This window comes from Paenibacillus pinistramenti, from assembly GCF_005869875.1.
Lineage (GTDB): Bacteria > Bacillota > Bacilli > Paenibacillales > Paenibacillaceae > Fontibacillus > Fontibacillus pinistramenti.
In genome coordinates this window covers 36,760-58,275 of sequence record NZ_VAWG01000003.1, presented here as the reverse complement: position 1 = coordinate 58,275, position 21,516 = coordinate 36,760, and the positions used below count along the sequence as shown (strand labels likewise).

Sequence of the window (21,516 nt, the reverse complement as noted above, 5' to 3'; positions counted from 1 at the left end):
TGATGATGAAGGTTTTAAGAAGCACGAAGTGGGAGCTGCTCTTCTACTTCCTGCTCGCTGGTGCTCTGACAGCCGGGGTTCTGTACACCGGCAATTCCACGCATTATATCGTTGTATCCGACCCCCGGATGTGGATCTATTATGTAGCGGGCATTCTTATTTTTACAGTGGTCATTGGTTACATTGCAGGCCAGCGCATCCAGCGACGGCTCGACATTCTTCATTTAAGCATGCTGCAGGTGGCTCAAGGGAATTTATCCGTGCGCATCCCGGATTCAACGGATATGACCTTTGCCGGGATATACGGCGAGTTCAACGGCATGGCCGAAGCGGTGGAGAAGAAGATGCGTCTGCTTCAGCAGCTTGGGGAGCAGGAAGTGACCAATAAAGAACAGGCCGCGGAGAAAGCGGTGCTGGAGGAGCGGCGGCGGCTCGCGCGTGATCTGCATGACACGGTGAGCCAGCAGCTTTTTGCTGTGCATATGGCGGCTTCGTCCCTCCCGAAAATACTGGAAATCCAGCCTGAGCGCGGCCGCGAGGTGATGGAGCAGCTGATTCAAATGTCTAATACTGCCCAGAAGCAAATGCGGGCCCTGATCGCTCAGCTGCGGCCGATGGAGCTTGTCGGCAAATCGTTATCCGAGGCGCTGGACCAGTGGTTTCCGGATTACTGCCGCCAGAACGGACTGAAAGGCATGATTGATCTCGATCTCCAGGGCGAGCTGTCTGAAGCGATTGAACACCAGCTTTTTCTCATCATCCAGGAGGCTATGGCTAACATCGTCAAGCACGCCGGGGCCCGGCTGGTCAGCCTTTCACTGCAGGAGTCTCCCCGCCAGGTGGTGCTGAGCGTCAGCGATGACGGCCAGGGATTCAGCTCTTCGGTGCAGAAGCAGGGCTCCTACGGGCTGTCCACCATGCGTGAGCGGGCGGAGAAGCTGGGAGGAACAGCTGAAGTGATCAGCAAGCCGGGCGCGGGAACCACAATCCGCATACATATACCGAAGTTTGACGATGCCAGGAAAGGGGAAGAATGATGAATAACAGGACAATCAGAGTCATGATCGTGGACGACCACGATATGGTGCGAATGGGTTTAAAGACGTATCTCTCGCTGGACCCCCAATTTGAAGTGATCGCCGAGGCCGGGGACGGACAGCAGGCGGCTGAAGCGGTTGATGCGATGGAGCCGGACAGCCGGCCGGATATTATGCTGATGGATTTGATGATGCCGGGAATGAACGGAGCCGAGGCTGCGCGTCTTATTCTTGGGCGGCATGCCGGGATAAAGATCATTATCCTGACGAGCTTTCTGGAAGATGATCTGGTTGTAGAGGCGATAGAGGCAGGGGCAGTCAGCTATGTTCTGAAGACCGTTTCGGCTGAAGAGCTCATTTATGCGCTGCAGGGGGCTTACCGGGGAATGCCGGTGATGACCGGGGATGTGGCCCAGGCGCTGACGCGCGGCATCCGCCAGAAAACGGTACAAGGCGACACGGCCGGGCTGACCGAACGGGAGAAGGAGGTGCTGCTTCTGATCGCCGAAGGCAAAAGCAACAAGGAGATCGGGGAAGAGCTTCATATCAGCATCAAGACGGTAAAGACCCACGTCAGCAACCTGCTGATGAAATGCGAGCTGGAGGACCGGACACAGCTTGCGATCTATGCGCACCGGCAGGGCTGGGTTTCCTGATCGGCTGGAGGCAGCAGTGCCGTGAACCTTTTTCCGCCTCTCCTTAATCTAGAATCTCGCATCTCGTATATTGGAGGTTTTTGTGGTTTCTTCGGGTTTTATTTTCTTTTTAATTGTTTTTAATGTTTGCTTAAGGTTTATAGTACAAAATAAAACCATCAAGAACATAACCCCTAAACAACCAGGGATGAGGAGGAAAATGAACGATGGACGAACGTAACAACAACAATTCCAGCTTTGGTTTCGGCTTTGGTGCCGCTTCGAATAATAACGACAATAACAACACTAACAACGATAACACTAACGATAACACTAACGATAACTTTAATCAGAACGATGAAATGAATAACCGCAGCAGCTACAGCGGCTATAGCAGAACCTCCAGTGACTACACTTCCAACAATGACTATACTTCCACCAATGACTATAGCAAATCCTCCAGCGACTACTCTTCCAGCAGCGAGTACAGCAAAAGCTCCGGCAGTCAGGAGCCGGCTTCTGCAGGCTCTGATTCTTCTTACTACTATTCTTACGGGCCTTACCAGTCCCAGGAACGCAGCCGCGAAGAGAGCAGCTATGATTCCAGCCGCCAGGACGTTGAAGTAACTCCGCCTCAGCCGGTTCGTCCGATGCCAGCTGGCTATCTGACACGCTCAAGCATGGATTCCGCGGCCAGTCAGGGCAGTTCCGATTCCGGCAATGCCGGAGGCAAAAATCCGAATTGGCAGTACAAGCAGAAGAAATCTAAATCACCAATTAAATCGGTTGTTGCCGGCGTACTGGCTGGCATGGTGCTGATGGGCGGAGCCATGGCTTATGCCGATTATGAGAACCTGTTTACGGGCGGCAAACAGCAGGTTGTATCCGCTGCAGTATCGGATACCTCTAGTTCCACCTCCGATTCTTCGGCTACAAATGTGAAGCTTCCGGTCAGCACGGGCGGCGATGTAACTTCTGTAGTGAAGCAGGCCGGACCGGCAGTCGTGCAGATCGAAACGCTGGTTAAATCCAGCAGCAGCAGCGGCAGCAGCTCCTATAACAATGATCCGTTCTTTAACTACTTCTTCGGGGATCAGTTCGGCGGCGGCAGCAGTAATGGAAGCAGCGGCAGCGGTAGCGGAAGCAGCGATGGAAGCAGCAGCAACGGAAGCAGCAGTGATCAGGGACTCGTAGAGTCCGGACTGGGCTCCGGCTTCTTCTTCGACAAGTCCGGTTACATTTTGACCAATGAGCACGTGGTGCATGGTGCGGATGTGGTACAGGTAACGGTGCAGGGTACGACCAAACCTTATGAAGCCACAGTGCTTGGAACCAGCTATGATCTTGACCTGGCTGTATTGAAAATTGAAGGTGACGGCAACTTCCCGTCCATCTCGCTGGCTGACTCCAACCAGGAGCAGGTAGGGGAAAGTGTAGTCGCAATCGGTAACCCGCAGGGCTTTGACCATACCGTCACTGCCGGTGTGCTGAGTGCGACCGGACGTGAAATTACGATTGCCGGTGAGGACGGCGAGGATGACCGTAAGTATGAGAATCTGCTGCAAACTGACGCATCCATTAACCCTGGTAACTCCGGCGGTCCTTTGCTTAACCTGAACGGTGAAGTTATCGGGATCAACGTGGCAGTCAGCTCGGATGCCCAAGGTATCGGCTTTGCGATCCCAACAAGCACGATCTCTGAAGTATTGGATAAATTGAAGAACAACGAAGAAATTCCGGCGACTCCAGAGCCGTTTATTGGAGCAAGCCTGCAGACGGTAACTCCGCAAGTTGCTCAGCAAATGGGCACCAGTGTAACCGAAGGCTCTCTGGTCATGGAGGTTCTTTATAAATCGCCTGCTTATCAAGCGGATCTGCGTCCATATGACATCATTACCGGAGCAGACGGCACCAGCTATGCAACGGCCGATGATCTGATCGCTTACATCCAGAAGAAGGAAGTCGGCGACAAAATTACGCTGAATATTGTCCGCGACGGCAAGAAGATTGATCTCCCTGTCACAGTCGGCAATAAAAATGATTACCAAACGTCAACCAGCAGCAGCAGTACAACTAATCCTTAATCTTGACGACGGCTGCATGTGGAGCTTTAATGAGAAGCGGCAGGGTTCATTCCCTACCGCTTCTATTTATAAGCAAGGAATATTGATTTATTGGAGGATGCTCGGGTGAGAAACGGAATTTTGGTTATTGATGATGATGAGAAGATTACGTCCATGCTGCGGCGCGGACTGGCATTTGAAGGATACGATGTTTATACGGCCAACAATGGACTCGAAGGTTTAAAAATGATGATGTCCTCCGATCCTGATCTGATCATTCTGGACGTGATGATGCCTCAGCTTGACGGCTTTGAGGTGTGCCGCAGATTGCGGGAAGGCGGAAGCACAGTTCCCGTATTGATGCTCACGGCCAAGGATGAGGTAGAGAACCGGGTGAAGGGGCTTGATAACGGCGCTGACGATTATCTGGTCAAGCCTTTTGCGCTGGAGGAGCTCCTGGCGCGCGTCCGTGCCCTGCTGAGACGCAAGGAGCCGAACGGGGAAGGCGGCGGTCAGCGCCTTATTTTTGAAGATATCATTATGGACCTGGACGCCAGGGAGGTTGTCCGTTCCGGTCAGCGGCTGGAGCTGACAGCGAAAGAATTCGATCTTCTCCATCTGTTCATGCAAAATCCAAAACGCCTGCTCACCCGTGACCTCATCATGGACAAAATATGGGGTTATGATTACAGCGGAGAATCCAACGTTCTGGAGGTTTATATCGCTATGCTGCGGCAGAAGACGGAGGAGTACGGAGGCAAACGGGTTATTCAGACGATCCGCGGAGCCGGATATATTTTGAGAGGGGATTCCTGAGATGTCCATCAGGCTCAGATTAACGGCCTGGTACACGGGTATTCTGGCCGTAACACTTCTTGTATTTTGTGCATCGATTTACGGCATCGTAAGGCATAATATTTTTTCAGAGGTCAAGAAAAAAATTATCGAGCAGGCGAATCCGACACTGGCTTCCCTCAACATTACTTCCATCCAAGGCTTTGATCTGACGCCTGATATGAATCAGCGGATCCGGCTGGAGGACGCCCAGATCTTCTGGCAGACCCACAGCTACATTTCCGGGTTAACGCAGGTGTCGAACGGCCTGAAGAACCGTGCCATGGAGTTTCCTGTCCCGGAAGCAGAGGAAATGGGAAGCAATCCAAAGGCTCATTTTGAAAATGTGAAGGTCGGAGGCAACCAGTACAGCGTCCTGCTGGTACCGATTACAGCCACGACGGACTCTGGAAAGTCCAGCGTGATCGGGCTTGTCGAGCTTGCAGCGAATACCGCATCCGAGAACCGGATTATGGATCAGCTGTGGCATGTGCTGTTATTCGGGTCGATCATTACAATCCTTGTAGCTTCAACGTTTGGCTTATTCCTCGCACGTACGTCTATGAAGCCGATCGGCAAGGTGATTAAGGCTGCGGATCAGATCCAGACCGGGAATGATCTCAGCGTCCGGATTGATTACGACGGTCCGCAGGACGAGATCGGGCAGCTGATCGGTACAGTGAACCGGATGCTTTCGCGGACGGAGACCTTTTACAATGAACTGGATGACGCCTATGCCGCGCAGCGCCGCTTTGTCTCCGATGCGTCGCATGAGCTCCGCACTCCGCTGACTACCATCCGCGGGAATGTAGATCTCCTGAAGAAGGTGTGGACGCAGGAAGACGAGGGCAGAAGCAAGCTTAATCCGGCCGATATGCATCTCATGTCCGTCGAAGCGATCAGCGATATTGCCGATGAAGCGAGCCGCATGAGCCGTCTCGTCAATGACATGCTGTCTCTTGCCCGCGCGGATGCGGGTCAAACGATCGAGAAGACAGCCGTGGAGATGGAGCCGCTGGTAACTGATGTTATCCGCCGTGCCCAGTTTCTGCCGAGAAAAGCCGAATGGCTGCAGGGCGATCTGAGTGCGCTGGAAGACGCTGTTGTAGAGGGAGACCGCGATTATTTACAGCAGATGCTCTTTATTTTTATTGAAAATGCTTTCAAATACACGCCTTCCGGTAAAGTAATAATTGATACGCTCCGAAATGACGGCCAGCTTGGGATTCGGATTGAGGATACAGGCATCGGTATGGAACGCTCGGAGGTTGAGCATATTTTTGACCGTTTCTACCGCGCAGACCAGTCAAGAGGCGTTACTCCCGGCACCGGCCTCGGCTTGTCTATCGGCAAGTGGATTATTGACGAACACCGGGGTTCGGTAGAGGTCTTTACCCGCAAAGGCGAAGGCACAACCTTCCTGATCTGGCTTCCGGCAACCTTTAACGCCGCTGCATAATAAGGTATAATGGAGTGGTTCCTGCATCGGTTACAGCACTTATTCTACAAGCAGGAAGATGGAAAGGCGGGTTAATTGCCATGGAAATTGTAAAAATATCGCCGCGCGGTTATTGCTACGGAGTTGTCGACGCGATGGTGCTTGCGCGCCAAGCCGCCAAGAACCTTGATCTCCCGCGGCCTATTTATATACTTGGCATGATTGTACACAACAGTCATGTGACCAATTCCTTTGAAGATGAAGGGATTATTACGCTGGACGGCCCGAACCGTCTGGATATTCTTGACCAGGTGGATCATGGAACGGTGATCTTTACCGCACACGGAGTATCTCCGGAGGTGCGGAGAAGAGCCAGGGAGAAAGGGCTCACCACGGTTGATGCTACTTGTCCCGATGTAACGAAGACCCATGTCCTGATCGAGGAGAAGGCTGCCGAGGGCTTTGAAATTATTTATATCGGCAAGAAGGGTCATCCCGAGCCGGAGGGCGCAGTCGGCATTGCGCCGGGACATGTCCATCTGATCGAGAAAGAAGAAGAGATCGAGCAGCTTCAGCTGCAGGCGGACAAGATTCTGATTACGAATCAAACGACCATGAGCCAGTGGGATATCAAGCATATTATGAAGAAGCTGCTGGAGAGATATCCGGCTGCCGAAGTGCATAATGAGATCTGTCTGGCCACTCAGGTCCGCCAGGAAGCCGTTGCCGATCAGGCTGGTCAAGCGGAGCTGGTCATTGTCGTGGGAGACCCCCGCAGCAACAATTCCAACCGCCTGGCCCAGGTGGCGGAAGAAATCGCCGGTGTTAAAGCTTACCGGATTGCGGACTTGTCAGAACTTAAACGGGAATGGCTCATCGGCAAGAAGCGGGTTGCTGTCACTTCGGGCGCTTCTACGCCGACTCCTATCACCAAAGAGGTTATCTCCTATCTGGAGCAGTATGATAACGATAATCCGGACACCTGGGAACTTGTGAGGACGGTTAATATGCAGAAACTGCTTCCGCCGGTGAAAGCCAAGGCGGCTGCTTCTGCGGAATCATGACCCGGCCGATTACAGTCCATTTAAGAATTTCCATATAAGAAATTGCATATTTAATTGTTTGGACCCGCCTCTGGCGGGTTTTTCTATGCTAGTAAAACGCTTATAATGGAAATAGATTGTATGATTTGGGAAAACAGGCCGGAACACGTTTCTCCAGTATTACTGATCCAGATAATCATTCACCGGTCCGCTCAGGACAGGTAAAGGAGGAGATTGGTATGGAAAGCGTAAGAGATTCACTTCGTTTGAAGCCGGAGCCGGCATGGGAGGAGAAACCGCCCGTAGAAGGCAGCTTAGCCTATTTGGAGGATGGCCCGGTTTCGGAGCAGGGTGCAGAGGACCTGGCCAAGGCCAGGCTTCTCGTTGTTGGGGATGCCGCCGGACAGGCAGCTTCTGTGCTGGACGCTCTTAAGAGGCTGGGCATCCGGGAGATTGATGTGGTCAAAGATTCGCGGCAGGCTGTTAATGCAAGATTTAATTATCCCTATGCACTCATTCTTTGGGATAACCGGACTGCTGAAGGAGCGCAGGAGGCTGCCTGGAAGATTCGGGCTCTGGAGAAAGAGAACGGCTGGTTTCCGGTTTCTCTGCTGCTTATTATTGATCGGACCAGTAAGGAAGAGCTGGATAAATACAGGTCAGCAGGGATAAGCGATCTGATTCCTGCGCCATTCGGTCTGGATGAGCTTCAGGCGGCGGTATACGGCTGGTTGACAGAGCCGCATCTTCAGCGGGGCCTGCTTAATATTGAAACCGTCCGTGCGCTTATTGAAATCGACGACGGGAGCCGGGAGATGATCCGCTCGCTGCTGGAGCTTCTGCGTAAGGAGACGCCTGAGCGGATAACCAAGCTCATCCGCTTGCATGAAGACGGGCAGCTTCAGCTGGCAGCGGAGGTGGCGCACAGCCTGAAATCCGGCAGCCTCAGCATCGGTATGGCTTATTTTGCCAAAGTATGCGGAGAAATCGAGCAGGGCTGTTTGGCCGGTCTGACAGCCAGCTATAGTCTGCTCGAGCGGTTAGAGCAGCTGTTTGAAGAGTCTTATGCCGCTCTGGAGAAGTCTCTGGCTGTTTTGTAAGAGCAGGTAAGATCATTGGGGGCGCCTAATCAGGCGCTTTTAATGTTTTATTGTCCTCTTGTTATCCTCTTATTGTCCTACAACCCCTATAACGAAATAACTTTCTTGACGAGAAAGGAAATCTCGATTATATTTACTTTAACAAATAAAAGCTTAAAAGCAAACAAGCGTTTAAGTGAGAAAGTGAAAAGCTGTTCTTATCCGAATGGCTAATGGTTAATAAATCGAGAGGAAGTGCCCTGATGATCGTCATTACTTCTGCCCATACACCGGAAGAGCGTGTCCGGGAAATTGCTGCATTAATAGAACAGGAAGGAATCCAAACCCATATTTCACGCGGAAATGACCGAACCGTTATTGGTCTCATCGGCCGGATTGAACCTAAGCTTGCCGAGCATTTAAGACAAATGAAAGACGTGGAGAGCGTCGTTAAGATCACCAAATCCTACAAATTGGCAAGCCGTGATTTTCACCCGGAGGATACAGTGATCCAGATCGGAGACGTCCGGATTGGCGGGGAAGAGATTGTCATTATGGGCGGTCCCTGCGCGGTCGAATCCCCGGAGCAAATTGATGAGATCGCCAGACTGGTCAAAGTTGCGGGCGCACAGGTGCTTCGCGGAGGCGCATTTAAGCCGCGCACCGGCCCTTACAGCTTCCAGGGCATTGGAGTGGAAGGACTGGTCATGATGGCCGAGGCGGGCCGAAAGCACGGCTTGCTGACGATTACGGAAGTCATGACACCGGAGTACGTCGATATTTGTGCCGAGTATGCGGATATTCTGCAGGTCGGTACAAGAAATATGCAAAACTTTGATTTGCTCCGCAAATTGGGGGAATGCGGCAAGCCGGTTCTGCTTAAGCGCGGCTTCAGCGCCACCTATGACGAGCTCTTGAATGCAGCTGAATATATCTTGGCAGGCGGCAATCCGAATGTCATGCTGTGTGAACGCGGCATCCGCACCTTTGAGACCTATACCCGAAATACGCTCGATTTGGCAGCTATTCCGTCCTTGAAGCACCTGAGTCATTTACCGGTCATTTCGGATCCAAGCCATGGCACAGGCCGCCGGGAGCTCGTTGAACCGATGTCCAAAGCCTCTGTAGCCGCCGGGGCGGACGGGCTTATTGTTGAAATGCACACGGACCCGGATAACTCCATGACAGGAGACGGCGTACAGTCGCTGTTCCCGGATCAGTTCTCGAAACTGCTTCAGGATTTAGGCAAGCTGGCTCCTCTAGTAGGCCGCAGCTTCAAAGTTCCGCAGCAGGAACTGGAACTAGGAATCGTGGGTTCATAAGATAACGGTTATAACGACCTCTGTACACAGCAGAAGGCGTAAGCGAGTCCAGCAGAGAACAGGCTTCCCCCAGCCCTTCGGAGTTCCGAAGGGCTATTGAAATTTTGTGCTTTACAGCAGTGGGGTAAATGTGATAATACCTGACACATATCACCGAAAATACCTTACATAGCTATTGACGTTTACCTATTTGAGATTTATAATGACCACAATAAAAATAAAAAAAGTATGAACGTTAATCGTCGGATTGCGCTTTAATGTTCGTGATTGGGAGGAAAAATAGGATGTCAGCACAGGATGTTTTGAAATTAATTGAAGAACAACAGATTGAGTGGGTCGATTTCCGTTTTACTGATTTGGCAGGCCGTTCACATCACATCTCACTTCCTGCTTCTGCAGTGGACGAAGAAACCTTCGTTAACGGTGTAGCTTTTGACGGTTCTTCCATTCCTGGTTTCCGTGGAATCGAAGAGTCCGATATGGTTATGATGCCTGACAGCGGTTCTGTATTCGTTGATCCTTTCACAGCTCACCCGACTTTGAACGTATTGTGTGATATTTATACACCAGAAGGCGAACGTTACGAGCGCGATCCGCGCAGCATCGCCGTACGCGCTGAGGAGTATCTGCAGGACAGCGGTATCGGTACTCACGCTAATTTTGCTCCTGAATCCGAATTCTTTATCTTTGATGATGTCCGTTTCGAAAGCGGCATGAATAAGTCCTATTACTCCGTTGATTCCGAAGAAGCAAGCTGGAACAGCGGCCGCATTGAAGAAGGCGGCAACCAAGCTTTTAAAGTTCCGGTTAAAGGCGGATACGTCCCTGTAGCTCCTACCGACAAAGGTCAGGATCTGCGCAGCGAAATGTGTCGTTTGCTTGAAGAAGCAGGCCTGGTCGTAGAGCGCCATCACCACGAAGTGGCTACAGCCGGTCAAGCGGAGATCAACTTCCGTTTCGACACTTTGGTTAAAACAGCTGATAACTTGATGAAGTACAAATACATTGTTCAAAACACGGCTTTCAAACATGGCAAAGTGGCAACCTTTATGCCAAAACCGCTGTTTGGCGACAACGGAAGCGGCATGCACGTTCACCAGTCGATCTTTAACGGCAGCGAGCCTTTGTTCTATGAAAAAGGCGCATATGCAAATCTGAGCGAAACAGCTTTGCACTACATCGGCGGTATCCTGCATCATGCCCCGGCATTGATCGCGTTCACGAACCCAAGTACAAACTCCTTCAAACGTCTGGTTCCTGGCTATGAAGCTCCAGTAAACCTTGTGTTCTCTAAAGGTAACCGTTCTGCAGCGGTTCGTATCCCGGTTGCTGCTGTAACACCTAAAGGCTGCCGCATCGAGTTCCGTACGCCGGACTCCACCGCTAACCCTTACCTGTCCTTCGCTGCAATGCTGATGGCTGGTCTGGATGGCATCAAGCGGAAGATCGATCCTAGAACAGAAGGCTATGGTCCATTCGATAAAAACATCTATGAATTGTCCGATGCAGAGAAGCAGAATATCCGCAGTGTTCCAGGCTCCCTGGATGAAGCGCTTGACGCATTGGCAGCTGACCATGAGTTCTTGACAGAAGGCGGCGTATTTACTAAGGAATTTATTGATAACTTTGTAGATTTGAAGCGTCACGAAGCAAGAGCGGTATCCACTCGCGTGCATCCGCATGAATTCAGCCTCTACTTTGATCTGTAAGATTGTTAGATCTTGCAAATCTCCGAATCGAAAACCTTCCGGATTTAACCGGAAGGTTTTCTTTTTGAACAAATTGTTACTTTAATGCATCAAGGCTTTAAAATATTAAAAAAAGATCAGAGATGACTCTTGATGGAATATACGAGAGTTGTTATGATATTCCGTAAATGAAGTGGCAGAAAAGAGAGGATGGGAGCATTTTGAACAAGAGAGCCTATAATTTTAACGCAGGTCCGGCTGCTTTGCCGCTTGAGGTGCTGCAGCGTGCGCAAGCTGAGTTTGTGGATTATAAGGAAACAGGAATGTCCATCATGGAAATGTCACACCGCGGGGCGGTATATGAGTCCGTCCATAAAGAGGCTCAGAGCAGATTGCTCGGCCTGTTCGGCAATCCTTCGGGATACAAAGTGCTGTTTCTCCAGGGGGGAGCTTCGACTCAATTCGCCATGATTCCGCTGAACCTGCTCACTGAGGGGAAAACAGCCGGCTATGTGAGAACAGGCAGCTGGGCGGATAAGGCGCTGAAGGAAGCTAAGCTGGCTGGTGAGGCGTTTGTAGCGGCTTCCTCAGAGGCAGCAGGCTTCAGAGAAGTCCCTGATTTGGCCGGTCTTGAGCTGCCGGAGAACACCGCATATCTGCACTTGACTTCTAACGAAACGATTGAAGGAACGGCGTACTTCACTTATCCTGATACGGGTAATGTGCCGTTGATCGCGGATATGTCCAGCGACATTCTGTCCCGGCCTTTTGACTTGCAGTCTTTCGGTATGGTTTATGCAGGTGCACAGAAGAACCTGGGTCCTTCCGGGGTAACGGTTGTGATCGCCCGTGAAGAGCTTCTGGAGCAGTCTCCGAAGCATCTGCCGACTATTTTCCGGTATGACACGCATTATAAAAATGACTCCTTGTATAACACTCCTCCATCCTTCTCCATTTATATGGTAAATGAAGTGCTCAAGTGGATTGAAGAGCAGGGCGGACTTCAAGGTATTGAGCAGCTGAATCGGAAGAAAGCCGGCCGGCTTTACGATACAATTGACCAAAGCGGCGGTTTCTATAAAGGTTTTGCTAATCCTGACAGCCGGTCGATCATGAACGTGACGTTCCGGCTTGGAACAGAAGAGCTGGAGAAGCAGTTCATTAAAGAATCTGAAGCTGCAGGCTTTATAGGGCTCAAAGGCCATCGCAGCGTAGGCGGCCTTCGTGCTTCCATCTATAACGCAGTGCCTTATGAAGCTGTGGATGCTTTGGCTCAGTTCATGGAGGAGTTTCAGCGTAAGAACGGCTGAATAGACTAAGCATTGTGAGTGAAGAAACCTTGCCTTGGGCAGGGTTTCTTTTTCTTTTGCTGGGGGACAGGTGTTTGCTATAATATAAAGGCTGCGAGTTTGATTGCGAAACTCTTAGATTATAGCAGAGAGGTGTCAGATTAACATGGCTTTACATATTGTATTGGTTGAGCCGGAAATTCCGGCAAATACGGGCAACATCGCGCGTACCTGCGCAGCAACGGGAACCCATCTGCACTTAGTTCGGCCGCTTGGATTCCGGACAGATGATGCGACGCTGAAGCGTGCGGGGCTTGACTACTGGTATGCGGTGCATATTGAATACCATGATTCCTTTGAAGAGCTTCAGGCGGCATATCCGGATGGCCGCTACTTCTATGCAACGACCAAGGCCAAAAATTATTATCACGAATTTACCTTTCAGGACGGCGATTTCCTTGTCTTTGGCAAAGAAACAAAAGGCCTTCCGCCGGAGCTGATTGAAGCCAACCGGGAGACCGCGATGAAAATGCCGATGACGGATAAGGTGAGATCCTTAAACCTGTCCAACTCTGCTGCTATCATTGTGTATGAAGCGCTCCGCCAGACCGGATTCCCGGGCATGAGCTAGCTTAGGCCGGCCAGCGCGGCGGCAAACTGCGGCTAAAGCAGGTATCAGGTATCAGCAAGAGCGGGGCAGCAGATCGGAATAGGAACTAATAGGAATTAAACTAAAGGGCCGGCAGACCTTACTGCCGGCCCTTTTCAGCTGCGTATCGGGCACAGACATATAAAAAATTTATAAAAGAAAAATAAAATTCGGCAGGATTCGATCTTATTCTGTCGAATAATATCTTATTGCTGCTATCCGCATTCCTATTTAAAGAAAGAGGTGCCTAATGAAACCAGCCGGTGTTGTACGTAAAGTAGACCAATTGGGGAGAATTGTGCTTCCAAAATCACTTCGCAAGCGTTATCAGATGAATGAGGGAGATCCTGTCGAAATTTTGGTACAGGGCGATCATATTATTTTGGAACGCTATCGTCCGAAATGTGTTTTTTGCGGTTCGATGGAGGAAGTTACAGAATTTAAGGAACGTACAATTTGCAAGCAGTGCTTGACTGAAATGAACGGACTTCGCAGACCAAGCTGATACATACAATTAAAGACATCAGCACATATAGATGATCCTATAACTACGAATGCCTAAACAGACAAGAGCCTCCGGGGAAGGGGGCTCTTGTTTGTTTTATTTGAAGAATAAGAAATGGGTCGGCACAGGCCGCAGGGCCTTGTCTGACGGGTGGTTGATGATCTGCCCGTTAAATATAAGCGAGGAGGACCCGCCTCCGTCAAGATTGTAAGCATTTTTAACCCCAAGATTAAACAGCTTGTTCTGAATCTCTTCAAGAGTAGCGCCGGAGTTGCCGTTCTCGTCATAACCGTCTACCACCAGGATCAGGAGCTGGTCATCCTTATAACTGCCAATGACGGTCCGCGGTGCGCGGTAAGGCGAGATTTTCCATTTGTCCGGGATGGTGGTTTTAACTCCGTTCTGCAGCAGAACGGGCACAAAGGAGGCGCCGAATAACGGCTGGAGCTTGTCGAGCTGCTGCTGGGAATAGAACTTCCCGCCGATCAGCTTGCCGGACGTGCTCATGCCGACAAAGAACAAGTCCTTAAAGCTCGGTTCAAATCCGGTCAAATATTTGCCGTTCAAGACGGTTGTGCTGAGCGGATAACGCTTGCCGCCCGCATCTGCAAATCCGCCGGCATTAATTCCTGCGACAGCACCATATCTGGAAACTGCATGCAGGGTAGTCTCAGAGCCGCCTAGAGTATCCTTGCCCAGGACCATTTTCATGGCGGACTTGTCCTTCAGCTTCACCTTCATCGCGTAGCCTTTATAGGTGCCTGAATTCAGTTTGTAGAGCTCTATCCGGATCCGGTCAGATTGGACGGTCTGAAAGGGGACACCCAGCCGGGAAACAATGCGCTTATTGTAGATGGTTTCAGGCCGTGCTGCCTGAACTTTGGCCGTGCTTACTATAGCGTTCATTGTCCGTGTCGTCTGCGTATACAGATTCGCCGTCTTCTTGATCGTGGTGACGGTATACTTTGCTGTTTGTTCGGCTTGGGACAGACCCGCCGAGATCGCCTGGGTCTGTTCGACAATAGCCGCATCATGCTTCTGCTCCAGGGACGAATTCTTCACGTTCCAGGACAGGGAAGCACTGCTGATCCAAAGTGTCAGTAGAAGTCCGAGAAATGGAGCTGTCGCCAGCAGAAAGAAACGGTTGACCTGTTTGACCTGCAGGTTCATTTGAGCAGATCCATCTTCTTCTGCAGATCACTCAGCTGCTTCTTGACTTCACTTAGCTGGGTGTACAGCTGATTGCTGTTATCGGTTTTGCTGCTGGCGTTGTCTTTCGTAAAGGTCAGGAGCTCATTAAAGGACTGCACTTTGGTTTGCAGCTCGGCTACCTCACCGTTAAGCGTCTTAAGCTGATTCTGATAATCGGATTGAATGAGCGAAACTTGCTGCTGCCATTTCGCGTCCAGCTCCTTAACCATTTGCTTCTTCATATGATTGCTGTACATGACGGTCGCAGATACTCCTACTCCAATCAGCAAAATCCATACGGCTAAAAAAACTTGTACGGATGGTCCCCGCTTTCTCTGGTTGCGCGGCGATGGAGACGTGGAAACTTGCTCCGCAGCGTATGGCATTTGATCACCTCTAGCATCTATGAATTTTTGAACACGTTATATTCTAGCATGACGGGTTTTCTTTCGCAAAATATGACAGTATTTTCATAGAGTTACATTTTGGATAGGCGGCCTTGCTCTTCTGCTTTGTCCAGCGTTACAATTCTGGAAATCAAATTACAGGGGAAGAAGGGCGGTTTCCATGTGAGATGCATCTTATAAGATAGGAGGGAATGACCATGGCAAACGGCAAGGCAAGCGGCAAGGCGAGTGAATGGGAGCATTGGAAGGCACAGCTCCGGGAGCTGGAAGCGGCAGAGGATCTGATTAATCTGGCGGAGGAACGGCGGGATGAAAGTCTGGTTCCGCACAGGGAGCTGGCTGAAGCGCTGCAAAGGATTGAACCGGCGGGCAGCCGGAAAAATAGGAAGGCCGCAGAGGACGGCATGACTTCTGCGGCGCTGCTGCTGGCCGCGGACGGCAGGGACGCGGCAGACCGGGTATTTGGGAGCCTGATCGCAGAAGGCGACCCTGTGCTGGTGGAGGGGCCGTCGGACCCGGAACTGCTGGAGGCGCTGCGGCGAGCGGGAGCCGCAGTGCTGCAGGTGGAGAGCGGCGAGGCGGGCAGCGCTGCCGTGACGCTCGAAAGGGCCGGCGCAGGCGTTAAGCCGAAGCTGGCTGTGCTGGCCCCCGGCGCCGGTATCTCCGGCGCCGGGGGCGGCAGCGCCGCGCTGCTGGAAGCTGCAGCGCGCCTTGGGGTGACCGTTGTCGTGTACAACGGTCCCGGGCTGCCCTGGCGCGGCAGCAGCGCGCCAGAACGCGCGGCCCTGCTGCAGGGGCCGCGCAGCGGGGCCAGCGGCGTCATAGAGATCGGCTCCATGGAGCCGCATCTCCCGCCGCTGGGCTGGGTCCGCGCCGCGGGAACCGGCGCGGAGGCCCTGGCGCAGGCGGGCTGCGCCGCGCCTGCGCCAGGCAGCGAGCAGGTGCTGCTGCACCTGCTCGCCGGGGCGGCCGGATTCTCGCCGGCCGCCTATGAAACCCGGCTGCGGCGGGAATACGCCGCGCGCCGCGGGCTGATGCTGTCGAAGCTGAGCGGCCCGTCCTGGCGCGGGACGGCCGTCCTTCCGTCCGGCGATCGCCATCTCTGGCTCCGCCTCCCGGCAGGGCTCAGCGGCACGGCTTTGCTTCGTGCCGCCCTGCTGGAGGGCGCGGCCTTCCTGCCCGGGCCGCTTGCCTTCGCGGAGCCGCCGGAAGCTGCGGACCGCCTGATCCGGCTCACCTGTACCGGGTACGGCAGCAGCAGGCTTGCCGAAGGGCTGGACCGCATTGCGGCAGCCCTCAGTGCCTTCACTGCCCGCCTGGATCAGGGCGGGGACTGAGACGGTTGTTCTCAGTCCAGCCGGCTCTCATCCAGCCAGCTCTCACTCCTCCCAGCTTTCCAGCCCCGGAGCGGCCTCAGCCTGCTCAAAGCCTTTGAGCAGTGCTTCATACTCCGCCAGCGCAGCGATTCCTTCCGAAGTCAGTGTGTAGCTCCCGCGGGCCACGCGCCGGAACCATCCGTAATAATTGCGCTGCATGATTGCGGCGGCTGCAGAAACGCCGGAGCGATCTTTGGCTTTGCTGGGAGAGATCTGCCCGCCTTCCTGGACGGCAGCGGCTATCTTGAGCGCTTTTTCCCTATAGGCTGTATAGAGCTTGCGTCCGGTGCTTCCGCCGACATTATAGTCCCCTGAACGCTCATTGAATTCGGTAATCAGCCGGCCGGTGCGCAGCTTATACGCCCGCTTGTTCACTTCGCTGCCGGAAGGCTCGCAGAGCACTTCGACAAACGGGGCCTTGGTTTTGTAGAAGGTCACCGTCATCAGCCCGAGGCCCAGCCGCCGGCATAAGGCAGCCAGCTCGTTCCAGCGCTGGTTGTGGGCCCCTTTCTTCGCGCGGTTCCGTTCGACGGCGAGATAGACCTCGCTTGTCAGCTTCTGGCGCTCAAGCCCCTGCAGCAGCAGGGCCAGATTGAACGTTTTTTTGATCTCCACAATTAACGGCTCGGTTTGACCGGGGTGAATGCCCACCAGATCGCAGTTTCTTACCTCGCCTTTGACCAGATATCCTAACTTCTCGAAATAAAGCTTTAATGGCTTATATAATTCCGTTTCATGCTGAACGGCCATGCCTTTGTCTCCTTTTGCCTGATTCTTCTCTGCTTATTTTAACACAGGCTTGAACCGCAGCCCCGGCTGACCGCGGTGACAACTATTTTTTCTCGCCTGCGAGGCCGCTGTGCAGTTAAAAAACAGCAATAATCCGTTTATCTGCCGCATACTATTGTAATAATCTTTTTTACAAAATCATTGAATTGCAGGACCTCATTTATAGGGCGGCGGGAAGGATGCGAATACTAATAGTGGAGCACAGGAGGTACCGATCATGGATATTTTCGAACGAATAGCGGCCTATCGGGCAGAACATGACTCACTGGCATGGAGCGGCACGTTTAAGGAATATATCGAACTCTTGCGGCAAGATCCCAGACCTGCCATGACTGCACATGCCCGCGTATATGAGATGATTCGCTCATACGGTGTGGAGGAAGAGGGGGGCCGCAAAACCTACAAATTTTTCGAGCAGGAGCTTTACGGCCTTGACCGCCCGCTGGAGAAGCTGGTAGAGGAATATTTCCATTCGGCTGCCAGAAGGCTAGATGTCCGCAAGCGGATCCTGCTGCTCATGGGCCCGGTAAGCGGAGGCAAATCAACACTGGTTACGCTGCTCAAGCGAGGCCTGGAGCAGTTCTCCAAAACGGATGCAGGGGCTGTTTATGCCATAGAAGGCTGCCCGATGCACGAAGATCCGCTGCATCTGATTCCCCACGAGCTTCGTCCGGATTTCGAACAGGAGTTTGGCATCCGCATCGAAGGCGAATTATGCCCGGTATGCCGTCTGAAGCTGAATGCGGATTTCGGCGGCGATATTGAGAAGGTGGGCGTCGAGCGGGTGGTTCTTTCGGAAGCCGGCCGGGTCGGCATCGGGACATTCAGCCCATCCGATCCGAAATCCCAGGATATTGCCGATCTGACGGGCAGCATCGACTTCTCCACGATTACCGAATACGGCTCGGAATCCGATCCGCGGGCGTACCGGTTCGACGGCGAGCTGAACAAAGCGAACCGCGGTCTGATGGAATTCCAGGAAATGCTGAAGTGCGATGAGAAATTCCTGTGGAACCTGCTGTCGCTTACCCAGGAGGGCAACTTCAAGGCCGGGCGGTTTGCGCTGATCAGCGCCGATGAATTAATCATCGCCCACACCAACGAAGCGGAATACAAAACGTTTATTGCCAATAAGAAGAATGAAGCCCTTCAGTCCCGCATGATCGTAATGCCGATTCCTTACAACCTCAAGGTTTCTGAGGAGGAGAAGATCTACTCCAAGCTGATCTCCCAAAGTGATATGCGGCATATCCACATCGCTCCGCACGCGCTCAGGGCGGCAGCCACCTTCTCTATTCTCACCCGCCTGAAGGAGAGCAAGAAGCAGGGCATTGACCTTTACAAGAAAATGCGCCTGTACGACGGGGAGGAGCTCGAGGGTTTCAAGGAAGCCGATCTGAAGGAGCTGCAAAGTGAATACCTCGATGAAGGCATGTCAGGCGTCGATCCGCGGTATGTCATCAACCGGATTTCCAGCGCGCTCATCAAGCAGAATCTGGATTCCATCAATGCGCTGGACATTTTAAGAGCGATCAAGGACGGCTTGGATCAGCATGCTTCCATTACGAAGGAAGAGCGCGAGCGGTATTTGAATTTCATTTCGATCGCCCGCAAGGAATACGATGAGCTGGCCAAGAAAGAAGTGCAGAAAGCGTTTGTCTATTCCTTTGAGGAATCCGCCAAGACGCTGTTCGAGAATTATCTCGATAATATCGAAGCCTTCTGCAGCTGGACCAAAATCCGTGATCCCCTTACCGATGAGGAGCTTGATCCGGATGAGCGCCTGATGCGCTCCATTGAGGAGCAGATCGGCATCTCTGAAAATGCGAAGAAAGCGTTCCGCGAGGAAATTATGATCCGCATCTCCACCTACTCCCGCAAAAATAAAAAATTCGAGTACCATCATCACGACAGATTAAGAGAAGCGATTGAGAAGAAGCTCTTCGCGGATCTGAAGGATATTGTCAAGATTACGACTTCCACCAAGACGCCGGACGAAGCGCAGCTTAAACGGATCAACGAGGTCATTAAACGGCTGGTCGATGAGCATGGTTATTCCACCGTGTCGGCCAACGAGCTGCTCCGTTATGTCGGGTCACTGCTGAACCGGTAAGTTAAGATAAGTTAAGTTGAGTAAGATAAGATAAGTTAAGTTGAAGTTGAGCAGTTGGAAAATAGAATTGCAAAGGACCGGGGCACCCCGGTCTTCTTTTTGCGTCAGAAACCAATTAATCTCCCGGCCTGATCACAAAAAAATAAACCTTGATTACCGGCTGGCACCGGATCAAGGTTAAGATTGGAGGGGTATATAAGAGGTTAGGAATACCGTTTCTGATCTTCCGATTAGGCCTGATTCTGCAGGACATAATCTCTAAGAGCCTGCTTGAACACATATTGCCTGGTGAGCGGCTTCCGGTCGTAGAGCAGCACTCCGCTGCTGACGATCTGCACTTTATGAGCCGGCATAGCCTGATTGAAATCGACAATCATGACTTCTCTGTCCAGAAACAAGGAGAGCTCGCGCACCGCCTTAGCATGGAGCTCAGATGAAAGCGAGGAGTCGGATAAATAAGCGACATTGACATTGCTGTCCTTCCAGAGCGACTGGCTTGCTGCTGAACCGAACAGGACAACGGAATAAGCTCGCAAATGACGGGCAAGACAGCGGACAATCTGAATTTTTTGTTCCTCGGTTAACCCGGCCATATTTCCACTCCTTCGTTTTCATCAACTTCCTAGTTCTTACAATATCCGAAACGGCTTGAAATGTAAATAAAGATAACACAAATTGGCGATTTGACTTATTTTTATTGGTGTAAAATAACATTTATTAGGATTTTACGTTGGAAACTCCTTTGTTTGCGTCATGTAAGATGACACTAACGTTACCTCAATTTAACATAAGATTCTGCCGGAAAAATAAGGAGCCGCCCTCAGTGTGAACTAAGGACGGCTCTGGTCGATTCTTAGAGAAAGGATTCTCTCCACTCGGCAAGCTGAGGGAGTTCGGTTTCATTTAAGATGCAGCAGATATACAGAGGTTCTCTTAAATCAAGGTAATCGTCGTCATATCCCGCTTCAATCAGCCGGGCGACAACCGGAATACTCTGTTTGGACCCCATAAAGCAGAGAGCGGCGGCAAGCTTGGTTGCGTGGGTCAGATTCCGCTCCTTCTGCAGCAGAGCAAGGACAGCGGACTCTGCTGCCGGATGGCTGATCCGCCCCAGACAATCTGCGGCATACAGCTTGAAGTAATCATCCTGCTCTTTGGCATAACGCTCGGCGAGCTGGTTCACGACCTTCTCCGTGCCGATCCGCACCAGGGCATCACAGGCCTGCTCGGCGAGCAGATCGTTCGTAGAGAAGAGATAATCGATCAGAACGGGCACTGCCGTCTCCAGCTTCAATTTTCCAGCGGCTTGGGCGTAATAGACCGATTCATAATTTGACGTGTCTCCAGGGTCCGCCTGGTCCAGCTTCTCTAATACAAATTCAGGAGTTAAAGCCTGCCTGCGGACGGCTTCATTGATCAGATCATCCAAATAATCATATTCGAGGTCTTCGTATTCAAGCCCGCTGCTGGCTTCAATCATCTGCTGAAGCGTCTCACGGAGCTCTTCTGCACTCAGCTGCCCGATTCTAATATGCTCTTCTGCCTTCACCCCGGTTTCATCCTGAAGGCCTTGAAGCTTGGGAAGCACGGGCTCCAGCAGGGCCGGAGGGCTGTTCAGCAGGATCTGCTGGAGATGCAGCCGGCTGGTGCCTTTGAGAGCGCTGCTGGTGAGCAGGTCTGCCATTCTGGCAACCGTGGACGGCGTTTGCGGGAACTGATAAGCAAGATGCAAATAAACCTGGTCCGGCTGACCGGAGCTGCCCAGCTTGTCCAGGACAAGCTCCATGATGCCGTCCGTGTAATTGAAGCTCTCGGCAAAATATTGAATAGCCCCGTTGCTGACAATCGGATCTGTATGAGTCAGGTAAGCCTTAACCTGTTCGGAAGTGTACATTATCTTCGGATTCCTTTCTTAAGCACAAGAGTGGACTCTATTATATCACACCGGACAGGTAACCTTTAATGGACAGGCGGGAAATAGGAGGCGGGAAATAGAAGGCATGAAAAAGAATCCCCCGGCATCAGCATCTGCTGCGCGCGGGGGAAGCGGTGGCTTCC

At 52.1% G+C, this 21,516-nt stretch carries 19 protein-coding genes; 14 read left to right on the top strand and 5 right to left on the bottom strand.

The window, feature by feature from the left end:
- Window positions 1–2 precede the first annotated feature (2 nt).
- The 12 genes from FCN15_RS05915 to FCN15_RS05860 all read left to right on the top strand — a co-directional run bounded on the left by FCN15_RS05915 (window position 3) and on the right by FCN15_RS05860 (window position 13,582).
- Complete coding sequence (locus FCN15_RS05915) at window positions 3–1,037, top strand: HAMP domain-containing sensor histidine kinase (RefSeq protein ID WP_138494280.1); 1,035 nt, start codon at window positions 3–5, stop codon at window positions 1,035–1,037.
- Window positions 1,034–1,693, top strand: a complete 660-nt coding sequence (locus tag FCN15_RS05910) for a response regulator (protein WP_420819549.1) — start codon at window positions 1,034–1,036, stop codon at window positions 1,691–1,693. The genes FCN15_RS05915 and FCN15_RS05910 overlap by 4 nt, the downstream gene beginning before the upstream one ends.
- Window positions 1,694–1,899: 206 nt before the next feature.
- On the top strand, window positions 1,900–3,756 hold the full coding sequence (locus tag FCN15_RS05905) for a S1C family serine protease (RefSeq protein WP_238996527.1): 1,857 nt from the start codon (window positions 1,900–1,902) through the stop codon (window positions 3,754–3,756).
- A gap of 105 nt (window positions 3,757–3,861) precedes the next feature.
- On the top strand, window positions 3,862–4,551 hold the full coding sequence (locus tag FCN15_RS05900; protein WP_138494088.1) for a response regulator transcription factor: 690 nt from the start codon (window positions 3,862–3,864) through the stop codon (window positions 4,549–4,551).
- A 1-nt stretch (window position 4,552) separates the two neighbouring features.
- Complete coding sequence (locus FCN15_RS05895) at window positions 4,553–6,028, top strand: sensor histidine kinase (RefSeq protein ID WP_138494087.1); 1,476 nt, start codon at window positions 4,553–4,555, stop codon at window positions 6,026–6,028.
- Between the two features lie 80 nt (window positions 6,029–6,108).
- On the top strand, window positions 6,109–7,071 hold the full coding sequence (locus FCN15_RS05890) for a 4-hydroxy-3-methylbut-2-enyl diphosphate reductase (protein ID WP_138494086.1): 963 nt from the start codon (window positions 6,109–6,111) through the stop codon (window positions 7,069–7,071).
- Window positions 7,072–7,289: 218 nt separating this feature from the next.
- Window positions 7,290–8,150: an Hpt domain-containing protein gene (locus FCN15_RS05885; protein ID WP_138494085.1), complete on the top strand. Its 861-nt coding sequence runs from the start codon at window positions 7,290–7,292 to the stop codon at window positions 8,148–8,150.
- A 242-nt stretch (window positions 8,151–8,392) separates the two neighbouring features.
- Entirely contained in the window at window positions 8,393–9,451 is a 1,059-nt protein-coding gene (aroF, locus tag FCN15_RS05880; protein ID WP_138494084.1) for a 3-deoxy-7-phosphoheptulonate synthase, read from the top strand.
- Window positions 9,452–9,735: 284 nt separating this feature from the next.
- Window positions 9,736–11,160, top strand: a complete 1,425-nt coding sequence (gene glnA / locus FCN15_RS05875; RefSeq protein ID WP_138494083.1) for a type I glutamate--ammonia ligase — start codon at window positions 9,736–9,738, stop codon at window positions 11,158–11,160.
- A gap of 200 nt (window positions 11,161–11,360) precedes the next feature.
- Window positions 11,361–12,449, top strand: coding sequence for a 3-phosphoserine/phosphohydroxythreonine transaminase (gene serC / locus FCN15_RS05870; RefSeq protein WP_138494082.1), 1,089 nt, complete (start codon window positions 11,361–11,363; stop codon window positions 12,447–12,449).
- A gap of 145 nt (window positions 12,450–12,594) precedes the next feature.
- The gene (gene trmL / locus FCN15_RS05865; protein WP_138494081.1) at window positions 12,595–13,059 is read left to right on the top strand and encodes a tRNA (uridine(34)/cytosine(34)/5-carboxymethylaminomethyluridine(34)-2'-O)-methyltransferase TrmL; all 465 of its coding nucleotides are present in this window, start codon (window positions 12,595–12,597) and stop codon (window positions 13,057–13,059) included.
- A 268-nt stretch (window positions 13,060–13,327) separates the two neighbouring features.
- Window positions 13,328–13,582 (top strand): AbrB/MazE/SpoVT family DNA-binding domain-containing protein, encoded by a 255-nt coding sequence (locus tag FCN15_RS05860; protein ID WP_138494080.1) that lies wholly within the window; start codon window positions 13,328–13,330, stop codon window positions 13,580–13,582.
- 96 nt (window positions 13,583–13,678) lie between these two features.
- On the opposite strand, the gene FCN15_RS05855 is transcribed toward FCN15_RS05860, so the two are convergent.
- A complete protein-coding gene (locus tag FCN15_RS05855) occupies window positions 13,679–14,752 on the bottom strand; it encodes a phosphodiester glycosidase family protein (RefSeq protein WP_138494079.1) in 1,074 nt (357 codons plus the stop codon).
- Window positions 14,749–15,159: a hypothetical protein gene (locus tag FCN15_RS05850; protein WP_138494078.1), complete on the bottom strand. Its 411-nt coding sequence runs from the start codon at window positions 15,157–15,159 to the stop codon at window positions 14,749–14,751. Before FCN15_RS05850 ends, FCN15_RS05855 begins: the two co-directional genes overlap by 4 nt.
- A 218-nt stretch (window positions 15,160–15,377) precedes the next feature.
- Between FCN15_RS05850 and FCN15_RS05845 the strand changes: the two genes are divergently transcribed.
- Complete coding sequence (locus tag FCN15_RS05845; protein WP_138494077.1) at window positions 15,378–16,517, top strand: aminotransferase-like domain-containing protein; 1,140 nt, start codon at window positions 15,378–15,380, stop codon at window positions 16,515–16,517.
- A gap of 42 nt (window positions 16,518–16,559) precedes the next feature.
- Here the strand turns inward: FCN15_RS05845 and FCN15_RS05840 are convergent, their stop codons facing one another.
- Window positions 16,560–17,306 carry a DUF2161 family putative PD-(D/E)XK-type phosphodiesterase gene (locus FCN15_RS05840; protein ID WP_138494076.1) on the bottom strand — a complete coding sequence of 249 codons (747 nt, stop codon included), beginning with the start codon at window positions 17,304–17,306 and terminating at the stop codon, window positions 16,560–16,562.
- A gap of 256 nt (window positions 17,307–17,562) precedes the next feature.
- On the opposite strand from FCN15_RS05840, the gene FCN15_RS05835 reads away from it, so the two are divergent.
- Complete coding sequence (locus tag FCN15_RS05835) at window positions 17,563–19,458, top strand: PrkA family serine protein kinase (RefSeq protein WP_138494075.1); 1,896 nt, start codon at window positions 17,563–17,565, stop codon at window positions 19,456–19,458.
- A gap of 230 nt (window positions 19,459–19,688) precedes the next feature.
- Here the strand turns inward: FCN15_RS05835 and FCN15_RS05830 are convergent, their stop codons facing one another.
- Together FCN15_RS05830 and FCN15_RS05825 are read right to left on the bottom strand one after the other, a co-directional pair.
- Window positions 19,689–20,051 (bottom strand): nucleotidyltransferase domain-containing protein, encoded by a 363-nt coding sequence (locus tag FCN15_RS05830; RefSeq protein ID WP_138494074.1) that lies wholly within the window; start codon window positions 20,049–20,051, stop codon window positions 19,689–19,691.
- 260 nt (window positions 20,052–20,311) lie between these two features.
- On the bottom strand, window positions 20,312–21,352 hold the full coding sequence (locus tag FCN15_RS05825; RefSeq protein ID WP_138494073.1) for a HEAT repeat domain-containing protein: 1,041 nt from the start codon (window positions 21,350–21,352) through the stop codon (window positions 20,312–20,314).
- Window positions 21,353–21,516: the final 164 nt, after the last annotated feature.